Raw genomic sequence first — 26,479 nt, 5'->3', positions numbered from 1 at the left:
AGAACGCGAAAATCAATCCAACAGTTTTGACGCCCCCTACGGCTTGCTGTAATCCCAAGGAAAACGGGCGACAGGAACAGGCACGAATGGCTTCGCAGAAATTCAACATTGTCGTCATCGGGCAGAACAACCGCCTGCAATATGAGGCCCTTCTGTTCGCCGCCTCGCTGCGCCACTGTTCCCCCGGTTTTGACGGCAAGCTGTATGTCGCCACGCCAAACCCCGGCCCTCGTTGGAAACAGAACCCCAGCCTCCAGAACGAGGATGTGCGCAAGGCGCTGTCTCAGCTGGACGCCGAGATCCTGCCCTTCGACAACCATGTCTTCGGTGAGAGCTATCCGCATGGCAACAAGATCGAGGCCCTGCTGGCCCTGCCCGAGGGAGAACCCTTTGTCTTCTTCGACAGCGATACGCTGATCACTGGCGATCTGACCTCTGTCCCGTTTGATTTCGACCGCCCCGGCGCCTCGCTCAAGGTTGATGGGACTTGGCCGAAACCCACCCTCTACGGGCCGGGGTTCGAGGGGATCTGGAGCGCGCTCTATCACCGCTTCGGGTTGGATTTCGACAGCTCGATTGATGACAGCCAGCCCAAGGAGCACTGGAAGCGGTTTCTGTATTTCAACGCAGGCTATTTCTTCTACAAATGCCCGCGCCAATTCGGCGAGCGGTTTCTGGACTATGCGAAAACCATACGCGACGAAGAGATCCCCGAACTGACCGGACAGAACCTTGATCCCTGGCTGGATCAGGCCGCTTTGCCGCTGGTGATCCACTCCTTCGGTGGCGGGCGCGATGCCTTGCCAGACGGCTTGCTGGATGGGTCGGTCAGCTGTCACTACCGCCTGTTTCCGCTGCTCTACGCCCGTGAGAGTGACCGCGTGATTGAAGTGCTCGAGACCGTCTCAGCCCCTAACAAAGTCAAGAAAGTCCTCAAGGCCTATGACCCGATGAAGAGGCTGATTTTCCAAGGCAAAGGCCACAAAATCCGCGAGATGTTCGACCAGAACGCCCTGCCCGGGCGCGAACAGGCCATCCGCAAGGCGATCAAGGCCAAAGGTCTTTGGCTGCGCTGACAGGATCGCCCAGAGGATCCCCCAGAGGATCGTTGTGCAAGGGCCTGCAATAGCCTACAGATTCGCCAACGCACATTCCAACAGGAGATTTTCACGATGTCTGACGGCCCTACCTACGGTTTCGACACTCTGCAGATACACGCGGGCGCACGCCCCGATCCCGCAACCGGCGCGCGCCAGACTCCGATCTATCAATCGACGGCTTATGTCTTTCGCGATGCGGACCACGCGGCAGCGCTGTTCAACCTGCAGGAAGTGGGCTTTATCTATTCGCGCCTGACCAACCCGACCGTCGCCGTTCTGCAGGAACGTGTCGCGACGCTTGAGGGCGGCGTTGGCGCGGTGTGCTGTTCCTCGGGCCATGCGGCACAGATCATGGCGCTGTTCCCGCTGATGGGACCGGGCTGCAACGTGGTGGCCTCGACCCGTCTGTATGGCGGCACGGTCACGCAGTTCAGCCAAACCATCAAGCGCTTCGGCTGGTCTGCCAAATTTGTCGACACCGATGATCTGGAAGCCGTGAAAGCCGCTATTGACGAAAACACGCGCGCGGTATTCTGCGAATCCATCGCCAACCCCGGCGGCTATGTCACCGATATTCGGTCGCTAGCGGATGTCGCGGACGGCGCAGGCATTCCGCTGATCGTCGACAACACCTCGGCCACGCCCTACCTGTGCCGCCCAATTGAACACGGCGCGACTCTGGTCGTGCATTCGACCACCAAATATCTGACCGGCAATGGTACCGTCACCGGCGGCTGCATCGTGGATTCGGGCAAGTTCGACTGGTCGGCGAATGACAAATTCCCCTCACTCAGTCAGCCCGAGCAGGCCTATCACGGGCTGAAATTCCATGAGACCTTCGGCCCGCTGGCCTTCACTTTCCACGGCATTGCCATCGGGCTGCGCGATCTGGGCATGACGATGAACCCGCAGGCGGCACACTACACGCTGATGGGGATCGAAACCCTGTCGCTGCGGATGGAGCGCCACGTCGAGAACGCCCAGAAGATCGCCGCCTGGCTCGAGGCGGATGACCGGGTCGACTACGTGACCTATGCGGGCCTGCCCTCGTCGCCCTACTCCGATCGGGTCAAGGCGCAGTATCCGCGCGGAGCTGGGGCGCTGTTCACCTTTGCGGTCAAGGGTGGTTATGACGCCTGCATTAAACTGGTGAACGCATTGGAGATCTTCAGCCACGTTGCAAACCTCGGCGACGCGCGCTCACTGATCATTCACTCGGCGTCGACCACGCACCGCCAGTTGACCCCCGAACAGCAAGAGGCCGCGGGCGCAGGCCCCAACGTTGTGCGTGTGTCGATCGGGATCGAGGATGCCAACGACCTGATCGCCGATCTGGATCAGGCTTTGGCCAAAGCCAGCGCATAAAGCCATGAGCGGACACGACACCAACGCACTTGGTCAACCCATCGGACGGCCGGTCACGGGCGAGTTCCCTCGCCCGACGCCGCCTTATACCCCGATGGAGGGCCAGTATTGCTCGGTCGTGCCGATTGATGTGAACAGACATGCGCCCGGATTGTTCCGGGCGTTTGCCAATGATGCCGATCACCGGAACTGGACCTACCTGCCCTATGGGCCGTTTGAGTCTGAGCAGGAATTCGAAACCTGGGCGCGCGCGACCTGCATGGACGCCGACCCGATGTTTCATACGGTTCTGGATGCCAACGACGTACCCCTCGGCATGGCATCATACCTCAGGATCGAACCGGCCGCCGGTGTGATCGAGGTCGGACACATCCACTTCTCGCCTCTGCTGCAGCGCAAGCCGCAATCGACCGAGGTCATGTATCTGATGATGCGCCGTGTGTTCGATGAGTTGGGCTATCGCCGCTACGAATGGAAATGCGACGCGCTGAATGCGCCCTCTTGCAGTGCGGCCCAAAGGCTGGGCTTCACCTATGAGGGCACGTTCCGCCAAGCGACCCACTACAAGGGGCGCAATCGCGATACGGCATGGTATTCGATCCTCGACAGCGAATGGCCACGTATTCGAGATGCGTTTGAGGACTGGTTGTCCCAGGATAATTTTGACGAAACGGGCCAGCAACGAAAACCGCTGATGGCCCGCACGAGTGCTTGAGCCTATTCTGAAATCTCGAACTCCATCGTGACACTGACAGAAACCGAGATCTCTCCGCCGGCAACTGGCACTCCGCCTGCGTCGGCCATGGCCATGTTCCGCATCTCGGCCATCGGGCGCACACCGCCCCCACGTTCCGAGATTGTCTGAACTGGCCCCAACGTGACATTGGCGGCTTGGGCAAGTTGCTCGGCCTTTGCAGTTGCTTCGCTCACAGCTTTTGCACGGGCCTGAACCTCAATCGGTTCAGGGTCTTGCAGACCAAAGCTCAACCCGCTGAAATCGTTGGCCCCATCCTGAATGACCGCATCCATGACCTCACCCAGTTGCGTCAGATCACGCACCCGCACGAACACTCGGTTCGAGGCGACAAATCCGGTGATCTCAGGTGGTTCCCCGTTTTGCTGGTTTCGATTCGACCAGATGGGCGACAAAGACAGGTCACGGGTTTGCAAATCCCGCTCGTCGATGCCCATTTCACCCAACCGCGCAAGCACTTGCGCCACAGCGTCCGAGGTGGCTTTCATGGCCTCGGTTGCCTCGGGGTTTTGATGTGTCACACCCAGGGTGATCGTCGCCATATCGGGGGCAACCTGAACGGTTCCGGTGGCATCCACGTTGATGCGACGTTCTTCCGCATGTGCCAGCCCGGCGGTAGTTGCGGCCATCATCGCGGCCAGAAAAGCGAATGTCTTCAAGGTGATCCCTCCAACTTACTCTGCCTCAACATGGGTCCGAGGGGCATACACGCACAAGGGGAAGTCCCGGCTTTTTCTTTCCCTCGGCGGGTTCCTGCTTTAGTATCACCCTGCGAATACAAAGGTATTTGCGTTGATATGGTTAACTGTGGTTCCTCCGGATTATGAAACCCGCTTTTGCGCTGACCTTTTCTGCGACCGGAATTTCCCTTCAACACCATTCGGATGGTGAATGGTACGATATTGGCGAAGTGCCTTTGTCGGCCCCGGATCTGAGTGACCAGATCAAAGCCCTGCACGACAAGGCGTTTGCACTGGAAAACGACCTGAGCTGCAAACTGGTGCTGCCCGCAGATCAGGTGCGGTATCTTGCCCTGCCCACGGAAGGCCAAAGCGAAGATCAGATCGCGTCCGAAGTTCAAGCCGCAGTCGCCGAGGCTACGCCCTATGAGTTGGCCGATCTGTCCTACGACAGCGCAACCGAGGGGTCGACCACCTTTGTCGCCGCCGTCGCGCGCGAGACGCTGGATGAAGCGCAGGCCTTTGCCGCGCAGCACGGGTTCCTGCCGGTCACATATAGTGCAGCCACGACTGAGGCCGAATTTCCGCGCGAGCCTGTATTTGACCTGACCAGCGAGCCGCAGGTCGCTGCGCCTTCACCCGAGCCCGAGCTAGAAAGCCCCCCGGTTCACGCCATAGCGGATGACGCGGCGCCTACGGCGTTCCGCTCTCCCGAACCTGCTACGACCGCAATCTCGTTGCCTCCCGCATCGAACAAGGGACAACGTTGGGCGTTTCCCGCGATTGCCGCGCTGATCTGCGTTGGGGTAGGTGTATGGGCGTGGTCTCTGATCGGGGCAGGCCCAGACAACGACACGTCTACCGAAAACGATACGGCCGAACTGTCTGCACCGCAGTCTCAGGACGCTTCACCGCCTGATACGGATCCAGAGCCTGAAACCGAAATCGCGGTGGCACCGGCAGCGGAAGAAGTACCAGAACCTGAAGCCCAGCCAGAATTGTCCCCGACAGATGCGGCCATTCTCGAAGCGCTGAAAGTCGCGCCGACGCCTGTGGAGCAGATTGCACAGGACCCCGAGGCCCAAAGCGACGTCGAAGAGGTCGCGGGCACCCTAGTGGAGCCCCCCGAAGCGCCGATTACCCCGGCATTGATTTCCGAAGATGACCTCTACCTCGCGTCTATTCACAACTCGGATCTGTCCAGCGACGCGATCGCCCTGCCCGACCAAAGCAGTTTCGACACAGATGCCGCCTTTGAGCGCATTCCCGGCCCCGCAATCGCAGGCGCGCAATACGAGCTGGACGAACGCGGGTTGGTCGTACCGACCGCAGAAGGCGCGTTGTCGCCCGAAGGGGTCGTGGTCTATTTGGGTCGCCCCTCCAAAGTCCCGCCCGAAGTACCGGTGCGGTTCGAGGAAGAACCCGTGGTCGATGAGGTCAACCAGAGGCTGGCCGAACTCCGCCCCCGGTCCCGCCCCGGCAATCTGGTCGAGAATTTCGAACGCACGCAATTGGGTGGGCGCAGTCTTGAAGAGCTTGCGGTCGTACGACCCAAATTGCGGCCCGAAAGCCTACAGGTAGCGCCCGAGGTCGACGACACGCCCACCGCCTTGGCCGTTGTTCGCGTCCCGCGCCCCAAATTGCGGCCTGCGCGGGCCGTGGCCTCGGCCAGCGCGAGCGGATCAAATCTGGGATCCACCGCAGCAGTCGCGTCCAACAATGACGACGCCGGATCCTTCCAGCCGAAATCCGTGGCCCCGAAAATTCCGACAACGGCCTCGGTCGCGCGGCAGGCCACAATCGACAATGCCCTGAACCTGCGCAAGCTGAACCTGATCGGCGTCTACGGCACACCCGCAAATCGCCGTGCCCTCGTCCGGCTTCCGAGTGGTCGGTACAAAAAGCTCAAGATCGGAGACCGGATTGACGGCGGCAAGGTAATCGCCATCAGCGACAGCGAATTGCGGTATGAGAAGAAGGGTCGCAACCTGACTTTGAAAATGCCGCGTGGCTGAGGACCTGTATTTTCAGACAGTCAAAGCTGGGTACGAACACGCGGCCACCCACTTGATCCCGGCCTATGACAGCCTTTCTCCTACCGATGTCCTGCGCCCCGTTTTGGATCACTTGCCGGATACCGGGGCGAGCGTTCTGGACGTAGGCGCGGGCACTGGAACGGTGGCGCGATGGCTGGCCAAACGAGGCTGCGACGTGACGGCGATCGAGCCAGTCGACGCCTTTCGCAACCACGCGATGCGCGGTGATGGCGCGCTATCCGTCAAATGGCTTGATGCTTGTCTGCCCAGACCAAGCGCCCTGCCAGACGGTGCCGCATTCGACACCATTCTGGTCGTCGGCGTCCTGCACCATCTTCCCCCGCGCGATCAACACGCGGCGATCAGTGTTCTGTCTGAACGCTTGCGGCCGCAAGGGCAGATGATTTTGTCGCTCAGACATGGCCCTTGCCCGCCGGACCGACCCGGTTTTAAGATTTCGGACGACGCCATCGTTGATCAAGCTGTAAGCTCGGGCCTGCAGGTGCACCACAGGTCCCGAGCCAACTCGATACAACCAGCCAACCAGCGCGCTGGTGTGACATGGACTTGGCTTGTTTTCGGCACAGCCTAAGCCGCCGAAATCTCACCGCTTTCGATCTGCTCGCGTTCGATGGATTCGAACAGGGCCTGGAAGTTACCCTCACCGAACCCATCATCCCCTTTGCGCTGGATGAACTCGAAAAAGATCGGGCCGATCACGGTTTTTGAGAAGATCTGCAGCAGAATCCGTGTCTCACCCCCATCCACAACGCCTTCGCCGTCGATCAGAATGCCGTGCTTCATCATCCGATCCAGCGGCTCATCGTGGTCCGTTACACGGTCTTTGGACATGTCATAGTAGGATTGGTTCGGACCCGGCATGAACTTCAACCCGTTCTCGGCAATGGCGTCGGTCGAGGCATAGATGTCCTCGCTGCCCACCGCGATATGCTGAATGCCCTCGCCCTTGTACTTTTTGAGGTAAGAGACGATCTGACCCGTTTCGCCCCGATCCTCGTTGATGGGGATGCGGATGCGGCCACAGGGCGATGTCAGCGCGCGGCTATAGAGACCGGTGAACTTGCCCTGAATATCAAAGAACCGGATTTCACGGAAGTTGAACAGGTCGCCATAGAACTTGAACCACTTGTCCATATTGCCCCGGTAGACATTGTGGGTGAGGTGATCGAGATAGTAGAATCCCTCGCCGCGCGGTTTGGATTCCTTGATCCACGCAAATTCCTCATTGTAGGGCGAGGTATCGTAATACTGGTCGATGAAGTAGATCAGCGATCCGCCAATCCCCTTTATGGCCGGGACATTCATCGTCTTATCCGCACCGTCATACGGCTCTGCGCCTTTTGCGACGGCATGGTCGTAGGCTTTCTGCGCGTCCACAACGCGCCAGCCCATCGAGGGCGCACAGGGGCCGTGTTCCGCGACGAACTTGTCGGCATAGCTTTCGGGATCAGCGTTCAGGATATAGGTGACATCGCCCTGCTGCCACAGCTCGACCAGCGGTTTGATTTTGTGGCGGGCCACCAGATCGAAGCCCATTTTTGCGAACAGATCACGCAGCTCCTGCGGTTCGGGATGCGCGAACTCGACAAACTCAAACCCGTCGGTACCTGCCGGGTTTTCAGGGCTGATGACAGATTTCGGGGCGTTGTGCGGGAAAGGACCCATGGCGCGTCTCCTTCGAAAACAGGAATTTCTTTGCTGATTCCAAAATACGCCTTAAGCAGTGCTGTTTCCGCGCATTGTTTTCATGTAAACTTCATAAATACGCGCAATATACGCATGAATAACCTAAAATATGAGATCTTGCCGCATATGCTTGATGCAACCGATACACGCCTGCTCTCAGCGCTGCAAAAGAACGCGCATCTGACCGCGCATCAATTGGGTGAGCTGCTGAACCTCTCCCCCAGTCAGGCAGGCCGCCGCCGTCAGCGCCTTGAGACCGAGGGTTACATCACCGGCTACGCGGCCCGGTTGGATCCGCTGAAACTGGGCTTGCAGGTTCAGGGCTTCGTTCAGGTCCATCTTGGCACACACGGCCCCGATCAATCCGCCAGCTTTGCCCGGATGGTCGACACTCAGCCCGAGATCACAAGCGCTTGGACAATGACGGGCGAGGCGGACTACCTGCTTCACGTCTATTGTGACGATCTTTCTGCACTCAACAGCTTGCTTCACGAGGTGATCCTGCCGCATCCTGCAGTGGCACGGGTACAAAGTCAGATCGTGATGGACCAACTCAAACGCGACGCACCCCTGCCAACCTGAGCGGGCAACGAGGACATAGATGGACGATTTCCTTTACCAGGCTTCTATTTATCTGGCTGCGGCCGTGATTGCCGTGCCCTTGTCGGCGCGGTTGGGCCTTGGCTCGGTTCTTGGATACCTGGCGGCGGGCCTGATCATCGGCCCCGTCCTCGGCCTTGTTGGCGCCGAGACCGAAGACCTGCAACATGTCGCCGAGTTCGGCGTGGTCATGATGCTGTTCCTCATTGGACTCGAGTTGGAGCCGCGCGCCCTGTGGGATATGCGCGACAAGCTGTTGGGTCTTGGCGGGCTTCAGGTTCTGTTGTCTACCGCCGTGATTGCCGGTGTCGCGATGTACGCGAACCATCCTTGGTCCGTCGCACTGGCGGTCGGTTTGACCCTGTGTTTGTCCTCGACCGCGATCGTGCTGCAAACCCTGTCTGAGAAGGGCTTGATGCAAACGAACGGAGGCCGCGCGACGTTCTCAGTTCTGCTGACGCAGGACATTGCCGTCATCCCGATTCTGGCCCTGCTGCCGCTGCTCGCGCTGCCTGCCACGCCGCATATTGAGGCGGACGGCTCCATCGACCGCGGCGCAGAGCACTTGCATGACGCCGGGCATCACAGCCTGTCTCTGGTCGAAGGGCTGCCGGGCTGGGCTGTCACTCTGGTCACCATCGGCGCGATTGCCTTTGTCATTCTGGCCGGCGTCTACCTGACCCGGCCGCTGTTTCGGTTCATTCACGCAACCCGCCTGCGTGAGATGTATACCGCGCTGGCGCTGATGATCGTGGTCGGGATTTCGTTCCTGATGACACTGGTGGGCCTGTCCCCCGCCCTGGGGGCGTTTCTGGCGGGCGTGGTATTGGCCAGCTCGGAATTCCGTCATGAAATGGAAAGCGACCTTGAGCCGTTCAAGGGCCTGTTTCTGGGGCTGTTCTTCATTACGGTCGGAGCCGGGATCAACGTTGGCTATTTCTTCAACGACCCATTCGACTTGATCGGTCTGGCCCTGCTGGTCATCCTCGTTAAAGGCGTCATCCTCTATCTCGTTGGCAAGGCCTTCAAGCTCAAGGGCCGGGATCACTGGCTGTTCACCCTTGGACTGGCCCAAGCGGGTGAGTTCGGCTTTGTCCTTCTGGCGTTTTCGACGCAGCAGAATGTCATCCCGCCGGACCTGTCGCAAAAGTTGCTGATGATCATTGCGCTGACCATGCTGATCACCCCGCTTTTGTTCATCATCTACGACCTTCTGTCCCGCAAGATGGCCGACACCAGCGCTACGCCAGAACCCGATGAGATCGACGAAAAAGGCCCTGTAATCATCGCTGGGATCGGTCGGTTTGGTCAGATCGTCAACCGGCTGGTTCGCGCCAGCGGCTTCAAAACCGTTGTTCTGGACCACGATATCGAGACGATTCAGCTGATGCGCCGGTTTGGCGTCAAAGGCTTTCTGGGTGACCCGACTCGGCCAGAGCTGCTGCGCGCTGCGGGGCTTGAAAAAGCCTCGGTGCTGGTGGCCGCGATGGATGATCGAAAGACGGTGACCCGCTTGGTCGGATACGCCCGTCGCCAGCGCCCCGATCTGCATATCATCGCACGGGCGCATGATCGGACGCATGTGTATGAGCTGTATCAAGCCGGGGCCAATGACATCGTGCGCGAAATGTTCGACAGCTCTCTGCGCGCGGGCCGCTATGTGCTGGAGAATATCGGGCTGAGCGAATACGAGGCCGCGCAAGCCGAGCAGACCTTCTATCACCATGACAGGACGTCCGTGCGCGATTTGGCGGAGTTGTGGATTCCCGGCATGCCCACGTCCGAAAACACGAAATACATCGAACGCGCGCAAAAGCTTGAGAAGGATCTGGAAACCGCTTTGCTGGAACTGGCGGAGCAGCACGCCAAGGATTCCGCCTGACCGAAGCAATTAAAGCGTTTTGCGTTTTATCTGAGGTAAAGTTATCGAAATGCGTGTTCGACCATAGGAAGAGGCAGCGTATTTCGTTTCAAATCAAACGCAAAGCGACCTCGCCCCGGTCAGGCGCTTAGGTTACCCGTCCGAGACGCCCGCCTCGGCAAAGGTTGCCATGCCCGAGTGGCAGGCAACTGCACTTTTGAGAATGTTGATCGCAAGCGCACCGCCGGATCCCTCACCCAGACGCAGGCCGAGGCTCAGCAGCGGCTCCTTGCCCAGTTTTGACAGCATCGCAGCATGCGCGCCTTCTGCGCTTTGGTGCCCCGCAACGGTATGATCCAGAGCTGAGGGCGAGATACGCGCCAGACAGGCCGCGGCCGATGTACAGATGAAGCCATCCAGAATGACGGGAATGCGTAACATACGGGCCGCCGCAATCGCTCCGGCCATGGCCGCGATCTCGCGCCCGCCGAGGCAGCGCAAAACCTCCAACCCGTCTTCACTGCCATGCAGCGCAACACCTTCGGCGACCACGCGGGTCTTGTTTGCAAGGCCCGCATCGTCGACCCCTGTACCGCGTCCGGTCCAATCGGCGGCCTCACCTCCGAAAAGGGCGCAGGCGATGGCAGCAGCGGGCGTAGTGTTGCCGATCCCCATCTCGCCGACCACCAGCAGGTCGGACTTAGGATCCACAGCCTGCCAGCCAGTTTGCAGTGCGCTCAGCAACTCGGCTTCACTCATGGCCGGGGCTTGGGTGAAATCTGCCGTTGGATGATCCAGATCCAGCGCGTGGACATCCATCTTTGCGCCAGCCGCCTTGGCCAGCTGGTTGATCGCCGCGCCGCCATGTTCAAAATTCATCACCATCTGAACGGTCACTTCGGGCGGAAAGGCCGAAACGCCCTGCGCCGTGACCCCATGGTTGCCCGCAAAGACAATGACCTGAGGGGCCGCAACCTGCGGTCGCGCGTCCCCACGCCACGCCGCGTACCAGATCGCCAGATCCTCCAGCCGCCCCAGCGCGCCCGGAGGTTTGGTCAACTGACCGTTGCGTTCAGCCGCGCCATCCGCCGCCGCCATGTCCGGCCCTTCGGCGCCGGTCAACGCGTCGCGGAACGTGTTCAAATCATTCAGTTCAGGCAGCATCAAAGCCTCATTGCATCAGAGTGGTCCTGTGTGTTTAACCGAAGCACTGAAACCAACAAGGCCTCGAAAGGCGCTGAAGTGCAAAAAAACGACACCAATCCGGTTTCCGCATGGGATATCCCGCTGGCTCTGGTCCTGTTGACGCGCCTGCCCCTGCCCCGTTTGCCTGAGAAGGTCTTTGCCCGGCAGGCGCAGGCGGCTTGGGCCTTTCCGGTGGTCGGCCTGGTGATTGGTACATTGGCTTGCGTCATCGGGTGGCTTGCACTGACATTATCGGTTCCGCCTTTCGTGTGCGCCGTTTTACTCGTGGCGACCATGACCATGACAACGGGCGCAATGCATGAGGACGGGTTGGCCGATACGTTTGACGGCCTATGGGGCGGGTTCACGCGGGAACGCCGGATGGAGATCATGAAGGATAGCCACATCGGCACCTACGGCGTGCTGTCCCTGATTGCGTCGCAGCTGATGCGGGTGACAGCCGTCGCGACCCTTTTGTCAGCCGGTGCGTTTCTGGCGATCATTGCCGCCTGCGTGGTGTCACGCGCGTTCATGCCCTTGCTAATGGCTGCATTGCCCAATGCGCGTAAATCGGGTCTCAGCCATTCTGTTGGTGCTCCGCCAGTGGGTCCTGTCGCGGTTTCGCTCGCTCTGGCTGGCTTGACGGGAGTATTGCTGCTCGGTGGGCAGGTCATTTTGCCCGCCCTATGCGCCGCGCTCGTTGTGGGTGCTCTGGCCCTCGTGGCAAAGACCAAGATCGGCGGCCAGACCGGAGATATCCTAGGCGCTTCTCAGCAATTGGCTGAGATCACCTTTTTGATCGCAATGGCAGCGCAGCTTTAAGACACACCACCCGTCTCGATCCGTAGAGTGCAGCCGCAATGCTTGCAATGCACCGCGTCCGGATCATGCCGGAACAGCCCGCAGCTGGGGCATTTGTGGCGCACTTTCTGCGGCATAAAAATCGCCTGCGCGAGGCGCACGAACAAGGCAACTCCGACCACCATGATAAACACCGAAAACAGCTTGCCCCACGGCGTCGACAGGGTGATGTCGCCAAATCCCGTCGTTGTCAGGGTCGCCATGGTGAAATACAGCGCGTCAATATAGGGGTTCTTAGCATCTTCGGGGATGAAAAAGACAAGAACCGCTGTCGAAGTTGCGAACACAAAGACCAGCAGATTGATGGCTGCGATGACCGCATCTTCGTGTGTGCGGAAAAAGGTACTGTCGCGCCGCAAGTCCCAGAGCAGATGGTACGAGTGGATCAGCCGAAGGGCGCGCAGGATACGCAGGAACGCGAGATTGCCGGTTAAAAACGGGTCGAGGATCAGCGACACGATCACCACGATATCCGCCAGCGTGTAAATCTTGCGCAACAGCTTCCAACGATCTTTGGCGATCCACATTCTGGCCGAAAAATCCAGAAGGATCAGAAAGCCAACCACCCAACTGATCCCTGTCACCCATGGGCCATGCGGAAAATGCGCGGTGGCGACAAAGAAGATGATCGTGACCACATCGAACAGGATCAACCCATAGCGGAACCAGACCGAAATCGGGTCTTTGCCGATATAGAGGAACTTGACCGCCTTCTTCATGCCGAACCGGTATCTGCTTGCATCTACAGCAAAACTAACCGGTTTTCGCCAATCCACCAAACAACGAAAAAGGCCGCCCCGATGCCGGAGCGGCCTTGCTATTTCAATCGTCGCGCCCTCAAGCGGCGGCGGCGCGTGAGGTCAGAACATCATCGACCTGCTTGGCGGCAGAAATCTCTCCGTCTCCGGACACGGCGGCAACTTCGCGGGTCAGGCGCTCCAGCGCGGCTTCATACAGCTGACGTTCGGAATAGCTTTGCTCGCGCTGGTCATCGGTGCGGTGCAGGTCGCGAACCACTTCGGCGATCGAGATCAGATCACCCGAGTTGATCTTCTGTTCATATTCCTGCGCCCGGCGCGACCACATAGCCCGTTTGACCTTGGCCTTGCCCTTCAGCGTCTTCATCGCCTGAGAGATCACATCCGGCGAGCTGAGCGAACGCAGACCGGATTCGGTCACCTTGTTTGTCGGCACGCGAAGGGTCATCTTGTCTTTCTCAAATGAGATGACGAACAATTCGAGCGAAAATCCAGCGACGTCCTGCTCTTCGATCGAGATGATCTGACCCACACCATGGGCGGGGTAGACAACATAGTCGTTCGGGCGGAACTCAAGCTTTTTCGACTTCGACATTCAATTCATTCCTTGGTTTTGGACCGGGACGCGAACAACAAAAAAACCACGCTCGGTGCCTATTGTGGCCCCGGCAGGCGGTCTGTTTGTCGCAAATTCAGAACTCCAAAGCGAGCATACTTACGGAGTACATCCCAATCTCAGTCATCATGTAGGGATAGAGTATATCACAAAAATGAGACACTCAAAAGTTTCCCTAGGGGAATTTTTTTATAAACGGCCTGCAATCAAGGGATTAGTCTTTGAAGACCGCTTTTCTTTGCCATCCAAATGGGGTGCGAATCACTTACCCGCCTTCACCCGGAGCTTCGGAGAAATACTTCTCCATTTTGCCTTCCTCGCCATCGCGCTCTTCCGCCTCGGGCAACGGGTCTTTTTTGGTGACAATGACCGGCCACATTTCCGAGTATTTGCGGTTGAACTCGACCCACGTTTCCATGCCCGGCTCGGTGTCGGGACGGATTGCATCAGCCGGGCATTCGGGTTCACAGACACCGCAGTCGATGCATTCGTCGGGGTGGATGACCAGTGTGTTTTCACCTTCGTAGAAACAGTCCACAGGGCACACTTCCACACAGTCGGTGTATTTGCAGCCGATGCAGTTTTCGGTAACGACGTAGGTCATGTTCAGAATCCCATTCAGGTTTGGCGTCTAGCTAGTTCAGTCCGGGTTTGGCTTCAAGATGTGGGGCCGTTTGGCGTGCGAGAAAGATCAAGCGCGCGCCGATCTTTCTTGGTTGGGCGACCTTTTCCCTCATATGACGGGTTTTTGGGCGGTATGTCCTTCTTTTCCGTCATATCGAAGTACAATGTTTGCGCTTCGGGGGCCGGACCGCGGCGCTCGCCGAGTTTTTCAACGCGCACGACGCGGATGATTTTGCCCTGTGGAAAGGTCAGAACGTCGCCTGGGGCTACCGTCTGGGCAGGTTTCAGAACCCGGTTGCCGTTCAGCCTGACATGGCCGCTGCTGACCTGTTTCGCCGACAGGCTACGGGTCTTGAAGAACCGCGCCTGCCAGAGCCATTTGTCGATCCGCAGCTTGGCCTGATCCATGACGGATCAGTTGCCGCCCTTCAAACCCATCAGCGCTGCTGCAAACGGGTTGTCGGGGTCGATCGCCTTTTCCTTTTTCGGAGGCCGGGACGAGAAGGACTTTGCGCCCTGCGGCTTGCCGCCCTTCTTGCCTTGCGGCTTGCGACCGTCCTGAGGTTTCCCACGCGGCTTGCCTTTGCCCTGCCCCTGCTCGCGGCGCGGGCCGCGATTTTGCTGGCGCTGACGGCCCCATGTGAAGGTGTAGAACACCTCGACCTCGGGTTCGTCATTTGCGGGCTCGGCGGCCGGAGCCTCGGCTGCCGCCTCGGTGCTTTCGGTGGCCTCGGCTGACGCCTCGGCGGGTGCTCCGACCTCATCGGTCGGAACCTCAGCTACCGGGGTTTCTTCGGTGGCGGGTTGTTCTGCCGCTTCAATCGCAGGTGCCTCAGCCGGTACGGCTTTGACCTTTTCACGCTCGCCGCGTTCGGCCTTGTAGCCCAGACCCTGCATCAGGTCCGCGAACTGATCCAACGTCATGCCTGTGATCGAAAGCATGTCAGGTTTCGCTTCAAAGCCGCCCCGGCTGTCCTCAGAGCGCAGCATATCGGCCAGACGTTCCAGCATGTCGATGCGGATCGAGCGTTCGCCCGCATCGCGGTAGCCACACATCGTGTCATAGCCCTGCGGCGCATCCTTTGCGACCGGCACAGTGACCAGACCCGGAGGCGGTGCCTCGGGGAACTCCTGCAGACCACTGGACAGCGCCCACAGCACCAGACGCAAACGTGTCGGAGCGGGTTTCAGCAGCAGCGGCATGAAAATCGTGAACTGACCAAAACGAATGCCGTGCTTGCGCAGCGCGCCGCGAGCGTCCTGATCCAGATCCTTGACCTCTTGCGCGACCTGCGCGCGGGGCAGCACGCCCAGCGCCTCGACCATGCGGAAGGCAAAGCCCTTGGCCAGACCGGACAGTTCCTCGTCCCGCGACAGGTTCAGCAGCGGCTCAAAAAGCGCGGCCACTTTGCGGTCGATGAAGTGTTGCAAACGGCGCTGCACCTTCTGTTCGACGTCCGGTCCCGCGGCCTCATCCACGAAAACTTCGACCATCGGCTTGAGGGGCTCGGCCCCGGCAACCAGTTTGCCGACAGCGTATTCGCCCCACATCAGGCCGCCCTGATCAGTGAAATCAATTTCGGTATCGGGTGCATTGTAGAAACGATCGGCACGCAGATGGAATTGCGGCGCGAGGGCTTGCAGCGAGGCCGACTTGAGTGCTTTCGCCTCAGCCCCTTGCGCGCTTTTGTCCGGTGTAAACCGGAACCCTTCCAGACGACCGACGAATTCGCCTTCGACGGTCACTTCACCCTTGTCATTTACTTCGGCCAAAAGGGCCTCCTTCTGTTTGAGCCGGCGCAACAACACCGAGGTGCGCCGGTCCACAAATCTTTGAGTCAGACGATCATGCAGAGCGTCCGACAACCTGTCTTCTACAGTGCGCGTTTCCTCACGCCAATGCGATTCGTCACGGACCCAGCCGTTTCGTTGCGCAACATATGTCCAGGTGCGAATATAAGCCAACCTTTTGGACAGCGCATCAATATCTCCGTCCGTGCGGTCGATCCGGCGGATTTGCCGCGCCATGAAGTCGTCCGGGATCGCGCCGCGTTCGTGCAGGTGGCCGTAGATCACCTCGAGCAGATTGGCATGTTCCGAATGGCTAATGCCCCGAAAATCAGGAATTCGGCACACGTCCCATAGCAAACGGATCGACGGGCCATCGCTGGCGCGGGCTGCGACCTCAGTCACCTGGGACAGCGATTTCAACACGTTCAGGTCGTCTGCAGGGCGGGCCTTGGTCAGATGTTCATCATTCGGACTGACTTCTAGCGAGTCGATCAGCGCATCCACCGAGCCGAAGCGAAGGGCGGCATTCCGCCAGTTCAGCTTTTTCATCGGCGTAAAGCGGCTGTCCATGATGGCCTGCGCAACGCCTTCGTCCAACGGCGGGGCCTCGCCGGTCACTCCGAAGGTGCCATCCGACATGCCCCGGCCTGCCCTGCCCGCGATCTGGGCCAGCTCATTCGGGGCCAAGGGGCGCATCCGACGGCCGTCGAATTTGGTCAGGGACGAAAACGCCACGTGGTTCACATCCAGGTTCAGGCCCATCCCGATAGCATCGGTGGCCACCAGATAGTCGACCTCTCCATTTTGATACAGGTCGACCTGCGCGTTCCGCGTGCGCGGGCTGAGCGCGCCCATCACCACGGCCGCCCCACCCTTTTGACGCCGCAGCAGCTCGGCGATGGCATAGACGTTTTCGACCGAGAACCCGACAATGGCGCTGCGCGGGGGCATTCGGCTGATCTTTTTCGACCCCGAATACACCAGCTGAGACATCCTCTCGCGCCGGACAAACTGCGCCTCGGGCACCAGTGCCGCAATCGGGCCGCGCATGGTGTCGGACCCCATGAACAGCGTCTCGCTCGTTCCCCGCGACCGCAGCAGCCGGTCGGTGAAGACGTGTCCGCGTTCGGGATCCACGCAAAGCTGAATTTCATCAATCGCGACGAAATCGGCGCCCATGCCTTCGGGCATCGCCTCGACCGTGCAGACCCAATACTGCGTGCGCGGTGGTACGATCCGTTCCTCGCCCGTCACCAGCGCCACGACCGAGGGGCCGCGAATGGCGACGATCTTGTCGTAAACCTCACGCGCGAGCAGCCGCAGAGGCAGGCCGATAACACCGGTCCGGTACCCCAGCATGCGTTCGATCGCGTAGTGAGTTTTACCTGTGTTCGTTGGGCCAAGTACGGCCACTACTCGGGATGACCCGCTCACCTTTGCCCCCTGCGCCTTCCGACTTACAGCGCCTTGCCTTCAACCTGAGGCTTCAGCCGATTCACGGCATTGGTTACTTCTTCATGATGGGGATGTATAGCCAACGCGCGGGAATAGGCCTCAAGCGCCTGATCGGGTTTGCCGACCACCTCGAAGATCAGAGCCAGGCCGTAAATAGCCTGATAGTTGTTCGGGTTGAGGGTCAGCGCGTGTTCCAGATCAGCCGCTGCCATTCCAAACCGGTCGATGACGAAAAAGGCCGAGGCCCGCGCGTGCCATCCTTCGGCAAACTCGGGCGCGTGATCGGTCAACGCCGTAAGGTGTTCGATCGCGGCCTCGATATCGCCGTCATCCAGCGCTTCGCGCCCCCGCTCAAGCAAAAGATCCGCCGAGGCTGAGCCCGATTGCGACCAGAGCGCCTGCAACTGTCGATCCAGACCGACGGCTTGTTCTGGCGATGCCTGCGCAAGTTGCCGCAACAGCGCATCTTCGTCGCGGGAATCCGCTTGTTGCGCTCCACCACTGGTGGAAAACATGACTAGAACGGCAATTGCCGCGACGGTACCTTTGAGATTGTTGATTGCAATACGCATAACAATGGTCAGTGTAGCGTAGCGACCGGGGATGTCCATTCACGGCGCGTTAACAATATGAGGAAAAGCATGAGCGAGATTCTTGAAAAGGCTGCGGCCGCGCTGAACGAAAAGCTGGCCGGCGGTGGCTTTGATGCGTCCGCCAAGTTTGCAATCGCCGATCTGGGCGCAATTGTTCTGGACGGAGACGGCGCCCGCGTCAGTGATGACGACGCAGACGTGACACTCAGCGCGGATGCGGATACGTTCGAACAGATTCTCAGCGGCGATCTGAACCCGACCGGCGCGTTCATGTCCGGCAAGCTCAGCGTTGACGGTGACATGGGAATCGCCATGCAGCTTGCATCGGTTCTGGCCTGATGGAGTACTCGCCGGCCCCCTTCTATGATGACGTGGCCGGCGACCCTGCCGGCGGTACAGCCCATTGGCTCCACACCGCCGACGGCAAACGCATCCGTGTCGGGCATTGGCTGCCCGAGGATGCAAAGAACGGCACGGTCTTCCTGTTTCCGGGCCGTACCGAATATATCGAGAAATACGCGAGCACCGCAGGGGAATTCCTGAATCGCGGATTTGCCGCCCTCGCCGTCGACTGGCGCGGACAGGGCTTGGCCGAGCGCCTGCTGGACGAACCCCGCATCGGGCATGTCGATAAATTCACCGACTATCAGCATGACGTCGCAGTGGTGCTGGAGCTGGCTGAGACACTGGACCTTCCACGCCCGTGGTATGTGATCGGGCATTCGATGGGCGGTGCCATCGGCCTGCGCGCGGTCATCCAGAACGATTGTTTTGCTGCCTGTGCATTTACCGGGCCGATGTGGGGCATTTTCTTTGTCCCTATCATGAAGCCCCTCAGCCGTCTGACCGCCTATTGGGGCACGGCGCTTGGATTGGGGGAACGCACCCCGCCGACCACTTCTTTGACCAGCTATGTTCTGGCGGAACCGTTCGAGGGCAACTCGCTGACGCGTGACCCGGACATGTTCAAGATGATGCAGGATCAATTGAAGGCGCACCCCGAACTGGCCCTTGGAGCCCCGTCCAACCAGTGGTTGCGTGAGGCACTCAGCGAATGTGAATGGCTGATGGAGCAACCTGCGCCGGACACCGCGTGCCTGACCTATCTGGGCAGCCACGAGCAGATCGTTGACCGCAAGGCGATCCGCGCACGGATGGCCAACTGGCCCAATGGTCGCCTGGTCGAGATCCCCGATGGTGAGCATGAGGTGCTGATGGAGGCCCCCGAGGTTCGCAACCCGGTTATGGACGAGTTGACCGCGCATTTCCTGGCAAATCGCCCCTAGGACGTCCGCACGGCACTGATCTTGACTGGTGGCTTGTGATCCGGGCGCGCCAGCCCTAGATGTTTGGCAACAAAGCTAATCAGAGGTGTTCCATGCGCGACCTGCCCTTTCCCGTCCGTGATGCAAATGCAGTCGGCGGTTCCGATAACCTTGGCAACCTGCCCGAATGGGACCTGACCGACCTTTATGCCTCGGAAGAGGCGGCCGAGCTGACGCGGGATCTGGACTGGCTTGAGGGCGAATGCGCGTCATTCGCGGCGGACTACGAAGGCAAACTGGCCGATCTGGACGCCGAAGGCCTGCTGACCTGCGTGCATCGCAACGAGAAGATCAACGCCATCGCCGGTCGGATCATGTCCTTCGCCGGTCTGCGCTACTACCAACTGACCACTGACGCCGATCGCGCCAAATTCCTGTCGGACATGCAGGAAAAGATCACCGTCTTCACCACCCCTCTGGTGTTTTTCACGCTCGAGATCAACCGCATCGAAGACGACGTTCTGCAGGCGCATTTTGCGGCCAATGCTGATCTTGCGCGTTATGAGCCCGTCTTCCGCCGCATTCGCGCGATGAAACCCTATCAACTGTCTGACGAGCTTGAGAAATTCCTCCATGACCTGGGCGTTGTTGGTGACGCGTGGGAGCGTTTGTTCGACGAAACCATCGCGGGCCTGACCTTCACCGTCGACGGCGAAGAGCTGAACATCGAAGGCACCCTGAACCTGCTGACCGAACAGGACCGCAGCAAACGCGAGGCGGCCTCGCGCGAGTTAGCCTCAGTGTTTCAGGAGAACATCAAAACCTTCGCCCGCGTTCACAACACGCAGGCCAAGGAAAAGGAAATCGTCGACCGCTGGCGCAACATGCCAACCGCTCAGACCGGTCGCCACCTGTCGAACGACGTCGAGCCCGAAGTGGTCGAAGCCCTGCGCGAAGCAGTGGTCGCCGCCTACCCCAAGCTGAGCCACCGGTACTACGAACTCAAACGTAAATGGCTGGGTCTGGACGTGATGCAGGTCTGGGACCGCAACGCGCCGCTGCCCATGGAAGACACCCGCATCGTCGGCTGGGACGAGGCCGAAAAGACGGTTATGGATGCCTATAACGCGTTTGATCCGCGCATGGGTGAGATCGCCTCGCCCTTCTTCTCGCAAGGTTGGATCGACGCGGCGGTGAAGCCGGGCAAGGCACCGGGTGCGTTCGCCCATCCAACCGTCACCGATGTCCATCCTTACGTGATGCTCAACTATCTGGGCAAACCACGCGACGTGATGACCCTGGCACACGAACTTGGCCACGGTGTTCATCAGGTACTGGCGGCAGACCAGGGCGAGATGCTGTCCTCGACCCCGCTGACACTGGCCGAGACCGCTAGCGTGTTTGGTGAAATGCTGACTTTCCGCAAAATGCTGGACAAGGCCGAAACCAAGGAACAGCGCAAAGTCCTACTGGCTGGCAAGGTCGAAGACATGATCAACACGGTCGTCCGCCAGATCGCCTTCTACGATTTCGAATGCAAGCTGCACGCCGCCCGCCGCGAGGGCGAACTGACCCCGGATGACATCAACGCCCTGTGGATGAGCGTTCAGGCAGAAAGCCTTGGGCCGTCATTCGAGTTCATGGAAGGGTATGAAACGTTCTGGGCCTACATCCCCCATTTCGTGCATTCCCCCTTCTACGTCTACGCCTATGCGTTCGGAGACGGCCTCGTGAACGCGCTCTATTCTGTCTACGAGAGCGGTGCAGAGGGGTTCGAGGACAAGTATTTCGAGATGCTGCGCGCCGGTGGATCGAAACACCACAAAGACCTGCTCGCCCCGTTTGGCCTAGATGCCAGCGACCCCAAGTTCTGGGACAAAGGCCTGTCGATGATCTCGGGCTTCATAGACGAGTTGGAAGCGATGGAAGACTAACAAGAGCGCCCGGGCTGGCTACGGCCCGGGCCTTCACCTAAGGGCGTCAAACGCCTTTCAGGGCCTTCAGGCTCCGCTCTATGTCTTTGATCGCCACATCCAGATATTTTCCACGCCAATCGCCGCCATTGTAGCCCAGATACAGTTTCTCCCACTGTTTGTTCAGGCTTTCGATCTGCGGGACCAGCTTTTTCGCTTTCGCTGGGTCCGTTTTTACAGACTTATCGAACAGCTCGATCTGCGCGGCGAGTTTCTTGGCGACCTCCACCCGTTGATGCGCGGCCTTCACATCGACCTCAAGCGCCTTTCGGGTTGACGCAAACTTCTTGTTTGCAGAAGTGACCACCCCTTCGAACTGCGCGATGGCCTGATTCACGTCTTTGGCCAACGCTGGCTTACGGGCCCCGCCTCTGACATCGAATTTGACGTCCTCTTCAAACATAATCTCGGGCCGTTTCGGCAGCGGGCCACCAAATTTCAAAGCCGCCCAAGTATTGTCTCCGATTTTGCCATCAGCCGACAGCTTGGCCTTTTTCTGGAACGCGCGCGCTTGTTTTTCGGTCAGAGGACCAAAATCGCCGTCCTCTTCCAGCTTGGGTTTTGCGCCCGCTTTATTCAGCAGCTTCTGCGCCTCGGCGACGTCTTTTCCCTTGGAGCCCTTTTTCAAAACAGCCATCTGAATGCACCTTTTAAACCAATTTCGAACAGATCAATGCGGTTTAGGGTGCCTATTCTTGACGGTTTTGGCAAGTTTTTGGCCAAAACCGAGTGCAATCACTTCAACTGGCTGTCTTTTGAACCGCGCCGGTTGATGCCTGCCCGTTGCTGATACGTCCCGTCCCTGTCTTGCTGGCAGTCCAGACACAGCTTGACGCCGGGCAGCGCTTGGCGGCGTTTTTCGGGGATGGGTTCCTCGCATTCCGCGCAATGGGTCAGGCTTTCGCCTACGGGGCGTTTTTGCGCCTGCATGCGGGCCAGTTCGTCGGAAATCGACGCCTCGATCTGTTCGCTGACCGCACCATCGCGGGCCCAACCTCCGGCCATGATACCTCTCCCTTTTATGGATGCAGCACAGAATACGCGCGCCGGGCGACTGCTGGCAAGTCAGAGAGGAACGGCATCCGCAAACACGCGATCAATCATCTCTTGCGTCCCGCGCGAAAACTCCAGCGGGCAAGGATAAGCCGCCCCGTTGCGAACCGAGCGGCAGAAGGCCTCAACCTGCAGTTTGTAGTGATCGTCGCCGGGGAAGCGGGTCACCTGAACCTCAAGCCCCGGTCGATGCAGCTCGACCCGCGCCTCGCCGAACACCCGCGCGTTGAACGGAGCGGTCAGGCGGATGACACCGCCTTCGCCGTGAAACACCATCTCTTGATGCGGATGCATTCGGATCGAGACATAGGCCGAATAGGTAAAACCCGGAAATTGCGCGCGAATTTCGGTGAACGTGTCGATGCCGTCCTGCCAACGGATCGCGGACTGCACTTCAGACGGCTCCTGCCCTGTGGCGAACCGCGCGCTACCGATGACATATACCCCGATATCTCGCAGCCCGCCCCCGCCGGTTTCTGCGCGATTGCGAATGTTCGTGGTTTCCTCACGATTGTCGAAACTGAACGCGCCTGTCACATGGACCAGCTTGCCAATCGCACCATCGGCGATGAGTTTCTGTACGAACTGCCATTGAGGGTGATGCACGATCATATAGGCCTCAGCCGCCAGCAAACCTGTCTGATCGCGCTTTTCGATCAGCGCGTCGAACTCAGCTGCCTGCATCGTCATGGGCTTTTCACACAGCACATGTTTGCCCGCGTCGAGCGCCTTCAGGCTCCATTCGACATGCAGGTGATTTGGCAGAGGGATATAGACCGCCTCGATCTCGGGATCGTCCAGCAGCGCGTCGTAGCTATCATAGACCGTCAGATCCGGGCAGAAGGCCTGAAACGGCTCGGCCTTCACCGCGTTCGAAGTCGCAAGCCCCGCCAAACGTGCCCCGTCTGCCGCATGGATCGCCGGAGCCATATATTGCCGCGCAAATTTGGCGGCCCCCAGAACACCAAATTGAACCGGTTTCTGCATCGCTCTCTCCCTGATCAGGCCATTTAGATGTGACGCAGACTCAAGACGCAGGCGAGGCAAGTGTCAACACACGATGAAAGGAGGATGAGGTATCCGGCGCAGTGCGCTGATTACTATCGAAAAAAGCCCGCAAATATCTGCGGGCTGTGCGTTCCTTGGATCTAGCGGGTTGCAAGCATTCCCTTTTCACGGGCCAGATCGCGCATTTTCTTTTGAAGTTTCTCAAAAGCGCGGACCTCGATCTGACGAATACGCTCGCGGCTCACATTATATTGCGTGCTGAGCTCTTCCAAAGTCACCGGCTGATCCATCAAGCGGCGCTGGGTCAGGATGTCCTTCTCGCGGTCATTCAGCACCTCAAGCGCAGCGGCCAGCAACTCACGCCGAGCGTCCAGTTCATCACGAGCTTCGTAGTCACCCGCCTGATCGGCGTCTTCATCCTCAAGCCAGTCCTGCCATTGCATGGTGCCTTCGCCCTCGGACCCGACGGTCGCGTTCAGCGAAGCATCGCCACCCGACATACGGCGGTTCATGCTGATGACTTCTTCCTCGGTCACGCCAAGGTCATTGGCGATCTGAGTGACGTTTTCAGGGCGCAGGTCGCCCTCTTCCAGCGCACCAATACGGGCCTTGGCCTTGCGTAGGTTGAAGAACAGCTTTTTCTGCGCCGAGGTCGTGCCCAGCTTCACCAGCGACCAAGACCGCAGGATGTATTCCTGGATCGAGGCGCGAATCCACCACATTGCATAGGTCGCCAGACGGAAGCCCTTTTCCGGGTCGAACCGTTTGACCGCCTGCATCAGGCCCACATTGGCCTCGGAAATAACCTCGGCCTGCGGCAGACCGTAGCCGCGATAGCCCATGGCAATTTTGGCCGCCAGACGCAGATGCGACGTGACCATCTTATGAGCGGCCTCGGTGTCCTGCTCTTCGACCCAGCGCTTGGCCAGCATGTATTCTTCTTCCGGCTCCAGCAGAGGAAACTTGCGAATTTCCTGCATATAGCGGTTGAGGCCGCCCTCAGGCGTCGGCGCGGGGAGATTTGCGTAATTTGCCATTTTGATGTCCCTCCGACAAATGTTTAGCTCTTTAACATACGATATGGGTAAGGAACCCATCCCTTTCAAGAGGTACCGTTAACAGTTTGAAATTAAGCTTGGGTAAAGGAAAGCTAAGAATCTCTTACTCACAGGAGTTTGCGTATTATGACAGAGGGGTGCGCAGCGTTTCAATCAGGTCCTGCATGTCCTGCGGCAGATCCGCTTCAAATCGAAGGTTTTCGCCGGTTACCGGGTGTTCAAAGCCCAAAACGGCGGCATGTAACGCTTGACGCGGAAACACACGCACCGCCTCGGAGGTTGCCGCACTGAACGCTTTCGCTGCCAATTTACGTTTGCCGCCATAGACCGGATCGCCCACCAGACCATGACCTGCATGGGCCATATGCACGCGAATCTGATGGGTGCGCCCTGTTTCCAGCCAGCATTCGATCAATGCCAGCCCAGCCGGGGCACCGAATGTTTCAACCACACGCGCTCGCGTCACCGCGTGCCGCCCTCCGTGAAACAGAACCGCCTGTTTCTGACGGTCGGTCTTATGCCGAGCAAGCTGAGTGGTCAGGCGCATGATGTTGCCCGGCTCGAAACTGACACCTTTGACACCCCGCAAGCGCGGATCATTGGCATCCGGCACCCCGTAGCAAACCGCTCGGTAGTAGCGTTCAACACTATGCGCCTCGAATTGCGCCGCAAGCCCGTGGTGAGCTGCATCCGACTTGGCGACTACTAGAAGCCCACTGGTTTCCTTGTCGATCCGGTGGACAATGCCGGGTCGTTTAACCCCGCCAACCCCGGACAAGTCTGCCCCGCAATGATGAAGCAGCGCATTCACGAGCGTTCCACTCGGCGAGCCCGGCGCAGGATGCACGACCATCCCCGCAGGTTTGTTCACCACAATCAGGTTGTCATCCTCGAAGACCACGTCCAGCGGGATATCCTCGGGGCCGATATGGCTGTCTTCAGCCTCAGCGACCATGATGACCACCGTGGCGCCTTCCGCCACCTTGGCCTTCGGATCGCGCACCTCAGCGCCCTCGACCAGAACCGAGCCCTCTTCGATCAAACGCGCCAAACGGGTGCGTGACAGGTTTTCCTCGGCTGGCACATCCCGCGAAAGCGCCTTATCAAGGCGAGGCGGCGGAGCGGCCGCGATCTGAAACTCAACCTGTCGGGTGCCCATGACTGTCCCTTCCGAACCCCAAGAAGAACCGCAGGAAACGCCGCAGCTGAGGCTGCTTCGGCGCATGGTCATGCTACTGACCGCGGTGATGATTGGCGGGGTTCTAGTGACATTCGCACTGATTGTCATCCGGCTATCGGACCGAACCCCAACCCTGCCCGATCAGATCGAGCTGCCGGATGGCGCAAAAGCACAGGCTGTGACGATCGGGAACAACTGGTACGCCGTCGTCACTGACGACAACCGCATCCTGATCTTCGACAAAACCACCGCGAAACTGCGGCAAGAAATAGTGCTGGAACCCTAGGCGTTGGCTTGTTCGAAGACTTCCGCAAAGGTCTTTTGCAGGGCAGTATCCACATTTGCCATGGTCACCGGCAACCCCAAGTCAACCAGCGATGTCACCCCGTGCTCCCGAATGCCGCAGGGCACAATGCCCGAGAAATGGTCCAAGTCAGGCTCAACATTGATCGAGATGCCGTGAAAGCTGACCCATTTGCGCAGGCGCAGGCCGATAGCGGCGATCTTGTCTTCCGCGGGTTGTCCGGTGATTGTCAGCGGTTTGTCGTCTCGTTGCACCCACACACCAACGCGCCCGTCGCGAATCTCTCCTTTGACGTTGAACTCATCCAATGCGGCGATCACCCAGGTTTCGAGCTGTTTAACGAATAGGCGCACATCGCGGCCTCGCTTGTTCAAGTCGAGCATGACGTAGGCGACGCGCTGACCGGGGCCGTGATAGGTGTATTCCCCGCCGCGCTTGCTCTCATAGACAGGGAACCGGTCAGGGTCAGTCAGATCCTCGGGTCGCGCAGACGTCCCTGCCGTGTAAAGGGGCGGGTGTTCCAACAGCCAGACGCATTCATCGGCCTCGCCTGCCGCAATAGCCGCCACGCGCGCCTCCATAAAGGCGACGGCCTCTTGGTAGTCAGTCAGCCCGTCTGAGATCTTCCATTCCATGCTTGCCTCATACCGTG

27 protein-coding genes are annotated in these 26,479 nt (G+C 59.2%); 12 read left to right on the top strand and 15 right to left on the bottom strand.

All coding sequences use genetic code 11. The annotated features are described in order from the left end of the window. Positions 1-86 precede the first annotated feature (86 nt). The 3 genes from J7394_RS01850 to J7394_RS01840 all read left to right on the top strand — a co-directional run bounded on the left by J7394_RS01850 (position 87) and on the right by J7394_RS01840 (position 3,180). Positions 87-1,076, top strand: a complete 990-nt coding sequence (locus J7394_RS01850) for a hypothetical protein (RefSeq protein ID WP_209250530.1) — start codon at positions 87-89, stop codon at positions 1,074-1,076. 96 nt (positions 1,077-1,172) lie between these two features. Further along, complete coding sequence (locus J7394_RS01845; RefSeq protein WP_209250528.1) at positions 1,173-2,465, top strand: O-acetylhomoserine aminocarboxypropyltransferase/cysteine synthase family protein; 1,293 nt, start codon at positions 1,173-1,175, stop codon at positions 2,463-2,465. Between the two features lie 4 nt (positions 2,466-2,469). Further along, entirely contained in the window at positions 2,470-3,180 is a 711-nt protein-coding gene (locus tag J7394_RS01840) for a GNAT family N-acetyltransferase (RefSeq protein WP_209250527.1), read from the top strand. A gap of 2 nt (positions 3,181-3,182) precedes the next feature. Here J7394_RS01840 and J7394_RS01835 read toward each other — a convergent pair whose 3' ends face one another. Beyond that, positions 3,183-3,878, bottom strand: a complete 696-nt coding sequence (locus J7394_RS01835) for an SIMPL domain-containing protein (protein ID WP_209250526.1) — start codon at positions 3,876-3,878, stop codon at positions 3,183-3,185. A gap of 164 nt (positions 3,879-4,042) precedes the next feature. On the opposite strand from J7394_RS01835, the gene J7394_RS01830 reads away from it, so the two are divergent. Both J7394_RS01830 and J7394_RS01825 read left to right on the top strand, forming a co-directional pair. Further along, on the top strand, positions 4,043-5,914 hold the full coding sequence (locus tag J7394_RS01830; protein WP_209250525.1) for a hypothetical protein: 1,872 nt from the start codon (positions 4,043-4,045) through the stop codon (positions 5,912-5,914). Then, entirely contained in the window at positions 5,907-6,527 is a 621-nt protein-coding gene (locus J7394_RS01825) for a class I SAM-dependent methyltransferase (RefSeq protein ID WP_209250524.1), read from the top strand. Before J7394_RS01830 ends, J7394_RS01825 begins: the two co-directional genes overlap by 8 nt. Here the strand turns inward: J7394_RS01825 and hppD are convergent. Beyond that, positions 6,524-7,621, bottom strand: coding sequence for a 4-hydroxyphenylpyruvate dioxygenase (hppD, locus tag J7394_RS01820; RefSeq protein ID WP_209250523.1), 1,098 nt, complete (start codon positions 7,619-7,621; stop codon positions 6,524-6,526). The genes J7394_RS01825 and hppD overlap by 4 nt on opposite strands. Positions 7,622-7,768: 147 nt before the next feature. On the opposite strand from hppD, the gene J7394_RS01815 reads away from it, so the two are divergent. Both J7394_RS01815 and J7394_RS01810 read left to right on the top strand, forming a co-directional pair. Further along, positions 7,769-8,224, top strand: a complete 456-nt coding sequence (locus tag J7394_RS01815) for an Lrp/AsnC family transcriptional regulator (protein ID WP_209250715.1) — start codon at positions 7,769-7,771, stop codon at positions 8,222-8,224. Positions 8,225-8,243: 19 nt separating this feature from the next. Next, positions 8,244-10,124, top strand: coding sequence for a monovalent cation:proton antiporter-2 (CPA2) family protein (locus J7394_RS01810; protein WP_209250521.1), 1,881 nt, complete (start codon positions 8,244-8,246; stop codon positions 10,122-10,124). 132 nt (positions 10,125-10,256) lie between these two features. Here J7394_RS01810 and cobT read toward each other — a convergent pair whose 3' ends face one another. Next, on the bottom strand, positions 10,257-11,267 hold the full coding sequence (cobT, locus tag J7394_RS01805; RefSeq protein ID WP_209250520.1) for a nicotinate-nucleotide--dimethylbenzimidazole phosphoribosyltransferase: 1,011 nt from the start codon (positions 11,265-11,267) through the stop codon (positions 10,257-10,259). Positions 11,268-11,345: 78 nt separating this feature from the next. Between cobT and cobS the strand changes: the two genes are divergently transcribed. Further along, on the top strand, positions 11,346-12,110 hold the full coding sequence (gene cobS, locus J7394_RS01800; RefSeq protein ID WP_209250519.1) for an adenosylcobinamide-GDP ribazoletransferase: 765 nt from the start codon (positions 11,346-11,348) through the stop codon (positions 12,108-12,110). Here the strand turns inward: cobS and J7394_RS01795 are convergent. The 6 genes from J7394_RS01795 to J7394_RS01770 all read right to left on the bottom strand — a co-directional run bounded on the left by J7394_RS01795 (position 12,107) and on the right by J7394_RS01770 (position 18,004). Further along, positions 12,107-12,868: a potassium channel family protein gene (locus tag J7394_RS01795; protein ID WP_209250518.1), complete on the bottom strand. Its 762-nt coding sequence runs from the start codon at positions 12,866-12,868 to the stop codon at positions 12,107-12,109. The two genes, cobS and J7394_RS01795, sit on opposite strands and share 4 nt — an antisense overlap. Positions 12,869-12,986: 118 nt before the next feature. Continuing rightward, positions 12,987-13,502 carry a CarD family transcriptional regulator gene (locus J7394_RS01790; RefSeq protein ID WP_170376497.1) on the bottom strand — a complete coding sequence of 172 codons (516 nt, stop codon included), beginning with the start codon at positions 13,500-13,502 and terminating at the stop codon, positions 12,987-12,989. Positions 13,503-13,788: 286 nt separating this feature from the next. After that, positions 13,789-14,127 carry a ferredoxin FdxA gene (gene fdxA / locus J7394_RS01785; RefSeq protein WP_170469959.1) on the bottom strand — a complete coding sequence of 113 codons (339 nt, stop codon included), beginning with the start codon at positions 14,125-14,127 and terminating at the stop codon, positions 13,789-13,791. A 53-nt stretch (positions 14,128-14,180) separates the two neighbouring features. Next, the gene (locus J7394_RS01780) at positions 14,181-14,555 is read right to left on the bottom strand and encodes an RNA-binding S4 domain-containing protein (RefSeq protein WP_209250517.1); all 375 of its coding nucleotides are present in this window, start codon (positions 14,553-14,555) and stop codon (positions 14,181-14,183) included. 6 nt (positions 14,556-14,561) lie between these two features. Further along, entirely contained in the window at positions 14,562-17,372 is a 2,811-nt protein-coding gene (locus tag J7394_RS01775; protein ID WP_209250516.1) for a helicase-related protein, read from the bottom strand. Positions 17,373-17,395: 23 nt separating this feature from the next. Next, positions 17,396-18,004, bottom strand: a complete 609-nt coding sequence (locus tag J7394_RS01770; RefSeq protein WP_209250515.1) for a tetratricopeptide repeat protein — start codon at positions 18,002-18,004, stop codon at positions 17,396-17,398. A gap of 30 nt (positions 18,005-18,034) precedes the next feature. Between J7394_RS01770 and J7394_RS01765 the strand changes: the two genes are divergently transcribed. From J7394_RS01765 to J7394_RS01755, 3 genes are all read left to right on the top strand, one after another. Next, positions 18,035-18,325 carry an SCP2 sterol-binding domain-containing protein gene (locus J7394_RS01765; RefSeq protein ID WP_170457946.1) on the top strand — a complete coding sequence of 97 codons (291 nt, stop codon included), beginning with the start codon at positions 18,035-18,037 and terminating at the stop codon, positions 18,323-18,325. Then, positions 18,325-19,272: an alpha/beta hydrolase gene (locus J7394_RS01760; protein ID WP_209250513.1), complete on the top strand. Its 948-nt coding sequence runs from the start codon at positions 18,325-18,327 to the stop codon at positions 19,270-19,272. Before J7394_RS01765 ends, J7394_RS01760 begins: the two co-directional genes overlap by 1 nt. Positions 19,273-19,364: 92 nt before the next feature. Next, positions 19,365-21,185 (top strand): M3 family oligoendopeptidase, encoded by a 1,821-nt coding sequence (locus tag J7394_RS01755; RefSeq protein WP_209250511.1) that lies wholly within the window; start codon positions 19,365-19,367, stop codon positions 21,183-21,185. 46 nt (positions 21,186-21,231) lie between these two features. On the opposite strand, the gene J7394_RS01750 is transcribed toward J7394_RS01755, so the two are convergent. The 5 genes from J7394_RS01750 to J7394_RS01730 all read right to left on the bottom strand — a co-directional run bounded on the left by J7394_RS01750 (position 21,232) and on the right by J7394_RS01730 (position 25,502). Then, on the bottom strand, positions 21,232-21,861 hold the full coding sequence (locus J7394_RS01750; protein ID WP_209250508.1) for a peptidoglycan-binding protein: 630 nt from the start codon (positions 21,859-21,861) through the stop codon (positions 21,232-21,234). Between the two features lie 98 nt (positions 21,862-21,959). Further along, on the bottom strand, positions 21,960-22,229 hold the full coding sequence (locus J7394_RS01745) for a DksA/TraR family C4-type zinc finger protein (protein ID WP_170457942.1): 270 nt from the start codon (positions 22,227-22,229) through the stop codon (positions 21,960-21,962). Between the two features lie 60 nt (positions 22,230-22,289). Next, positions 22,290-23,264, bottom strand: a complete 975-nt coding sequence (locus J7394_RS01740) for a Gfo/Idh/MocA family protein (protein ID WP_209250506.1) — start codon at positions 23,262-23,264, stop codon at positions 22,290-22,292. Positions 23,265-23,425: 161 nt separating this feature from the next. Then, positions 23,426-24,322, bottom strand: coding sequence for an RNA polymerase sigma factor RpoH (rpoH, locus tag J7394_RS01735; RefSeq protein WP_209250504.1), 897 nt, complete (start codon positions 24,320-24,322; stop codon positions 23,426-23,428). A 145-nt stretch (positions 24,323-24,467) separates the two neighbouring features. After that, a complete protein-coding gene (locus J7394_RS01730; protein WP_209250502.1) occupies positions 24,468-25,502 on the bottom strand; it encodes an RluA family pseudouridine synthase in 1,035 nt (344 codons plus the stop codon). Between J7394_RS01730 and J7394_RS01725 the strand changes: the two genes are divergently transcribed. Then, a complete protein-coding gene (locus tag J7394_RS01725; protein ID WP_170487624.1) occupies positions 25,501-25,809 on the top strand; it encodes a DUF6476 family protein in 309 nt (102 codons plus the stop codon). The two genes, J7394_RS01730 and J7394_RS01725, sit on opposite strands and share 2 nt — an antisense overlap. On the opposite strand, the gene lipB is transcribed toward J7394_RS01725, so the two are convergent. Next, a complete protein-coding gene (lipB, locus tag J7394_RS01720) occupies positions 25,806-26,462 on the bottom strand; it encodes a lipoyl(octanoyl) transferase LipB (protein ID WP_209250500.1) in 657 nt (218 codons plus the stop codon). The two genes, J7394_RS01725 and lipB, sit on opposite strands and share 4 nt — an antisense overlap. Positions 26,463-26,479 lie beyond the last annotated feature (17 nt).

Source organism: Ruegeria sp. R13_0 (genome assembly GCF_017743995.1).
Lineage (GTDB): Bacteria > Pseudomonadota > Alphaproteobacteria > Rhodobacterales > Rhodobacteraceae > Ruegeria.
This window is presented reverse-complemented; position numbering and strand designations above follow the sequence as displayed.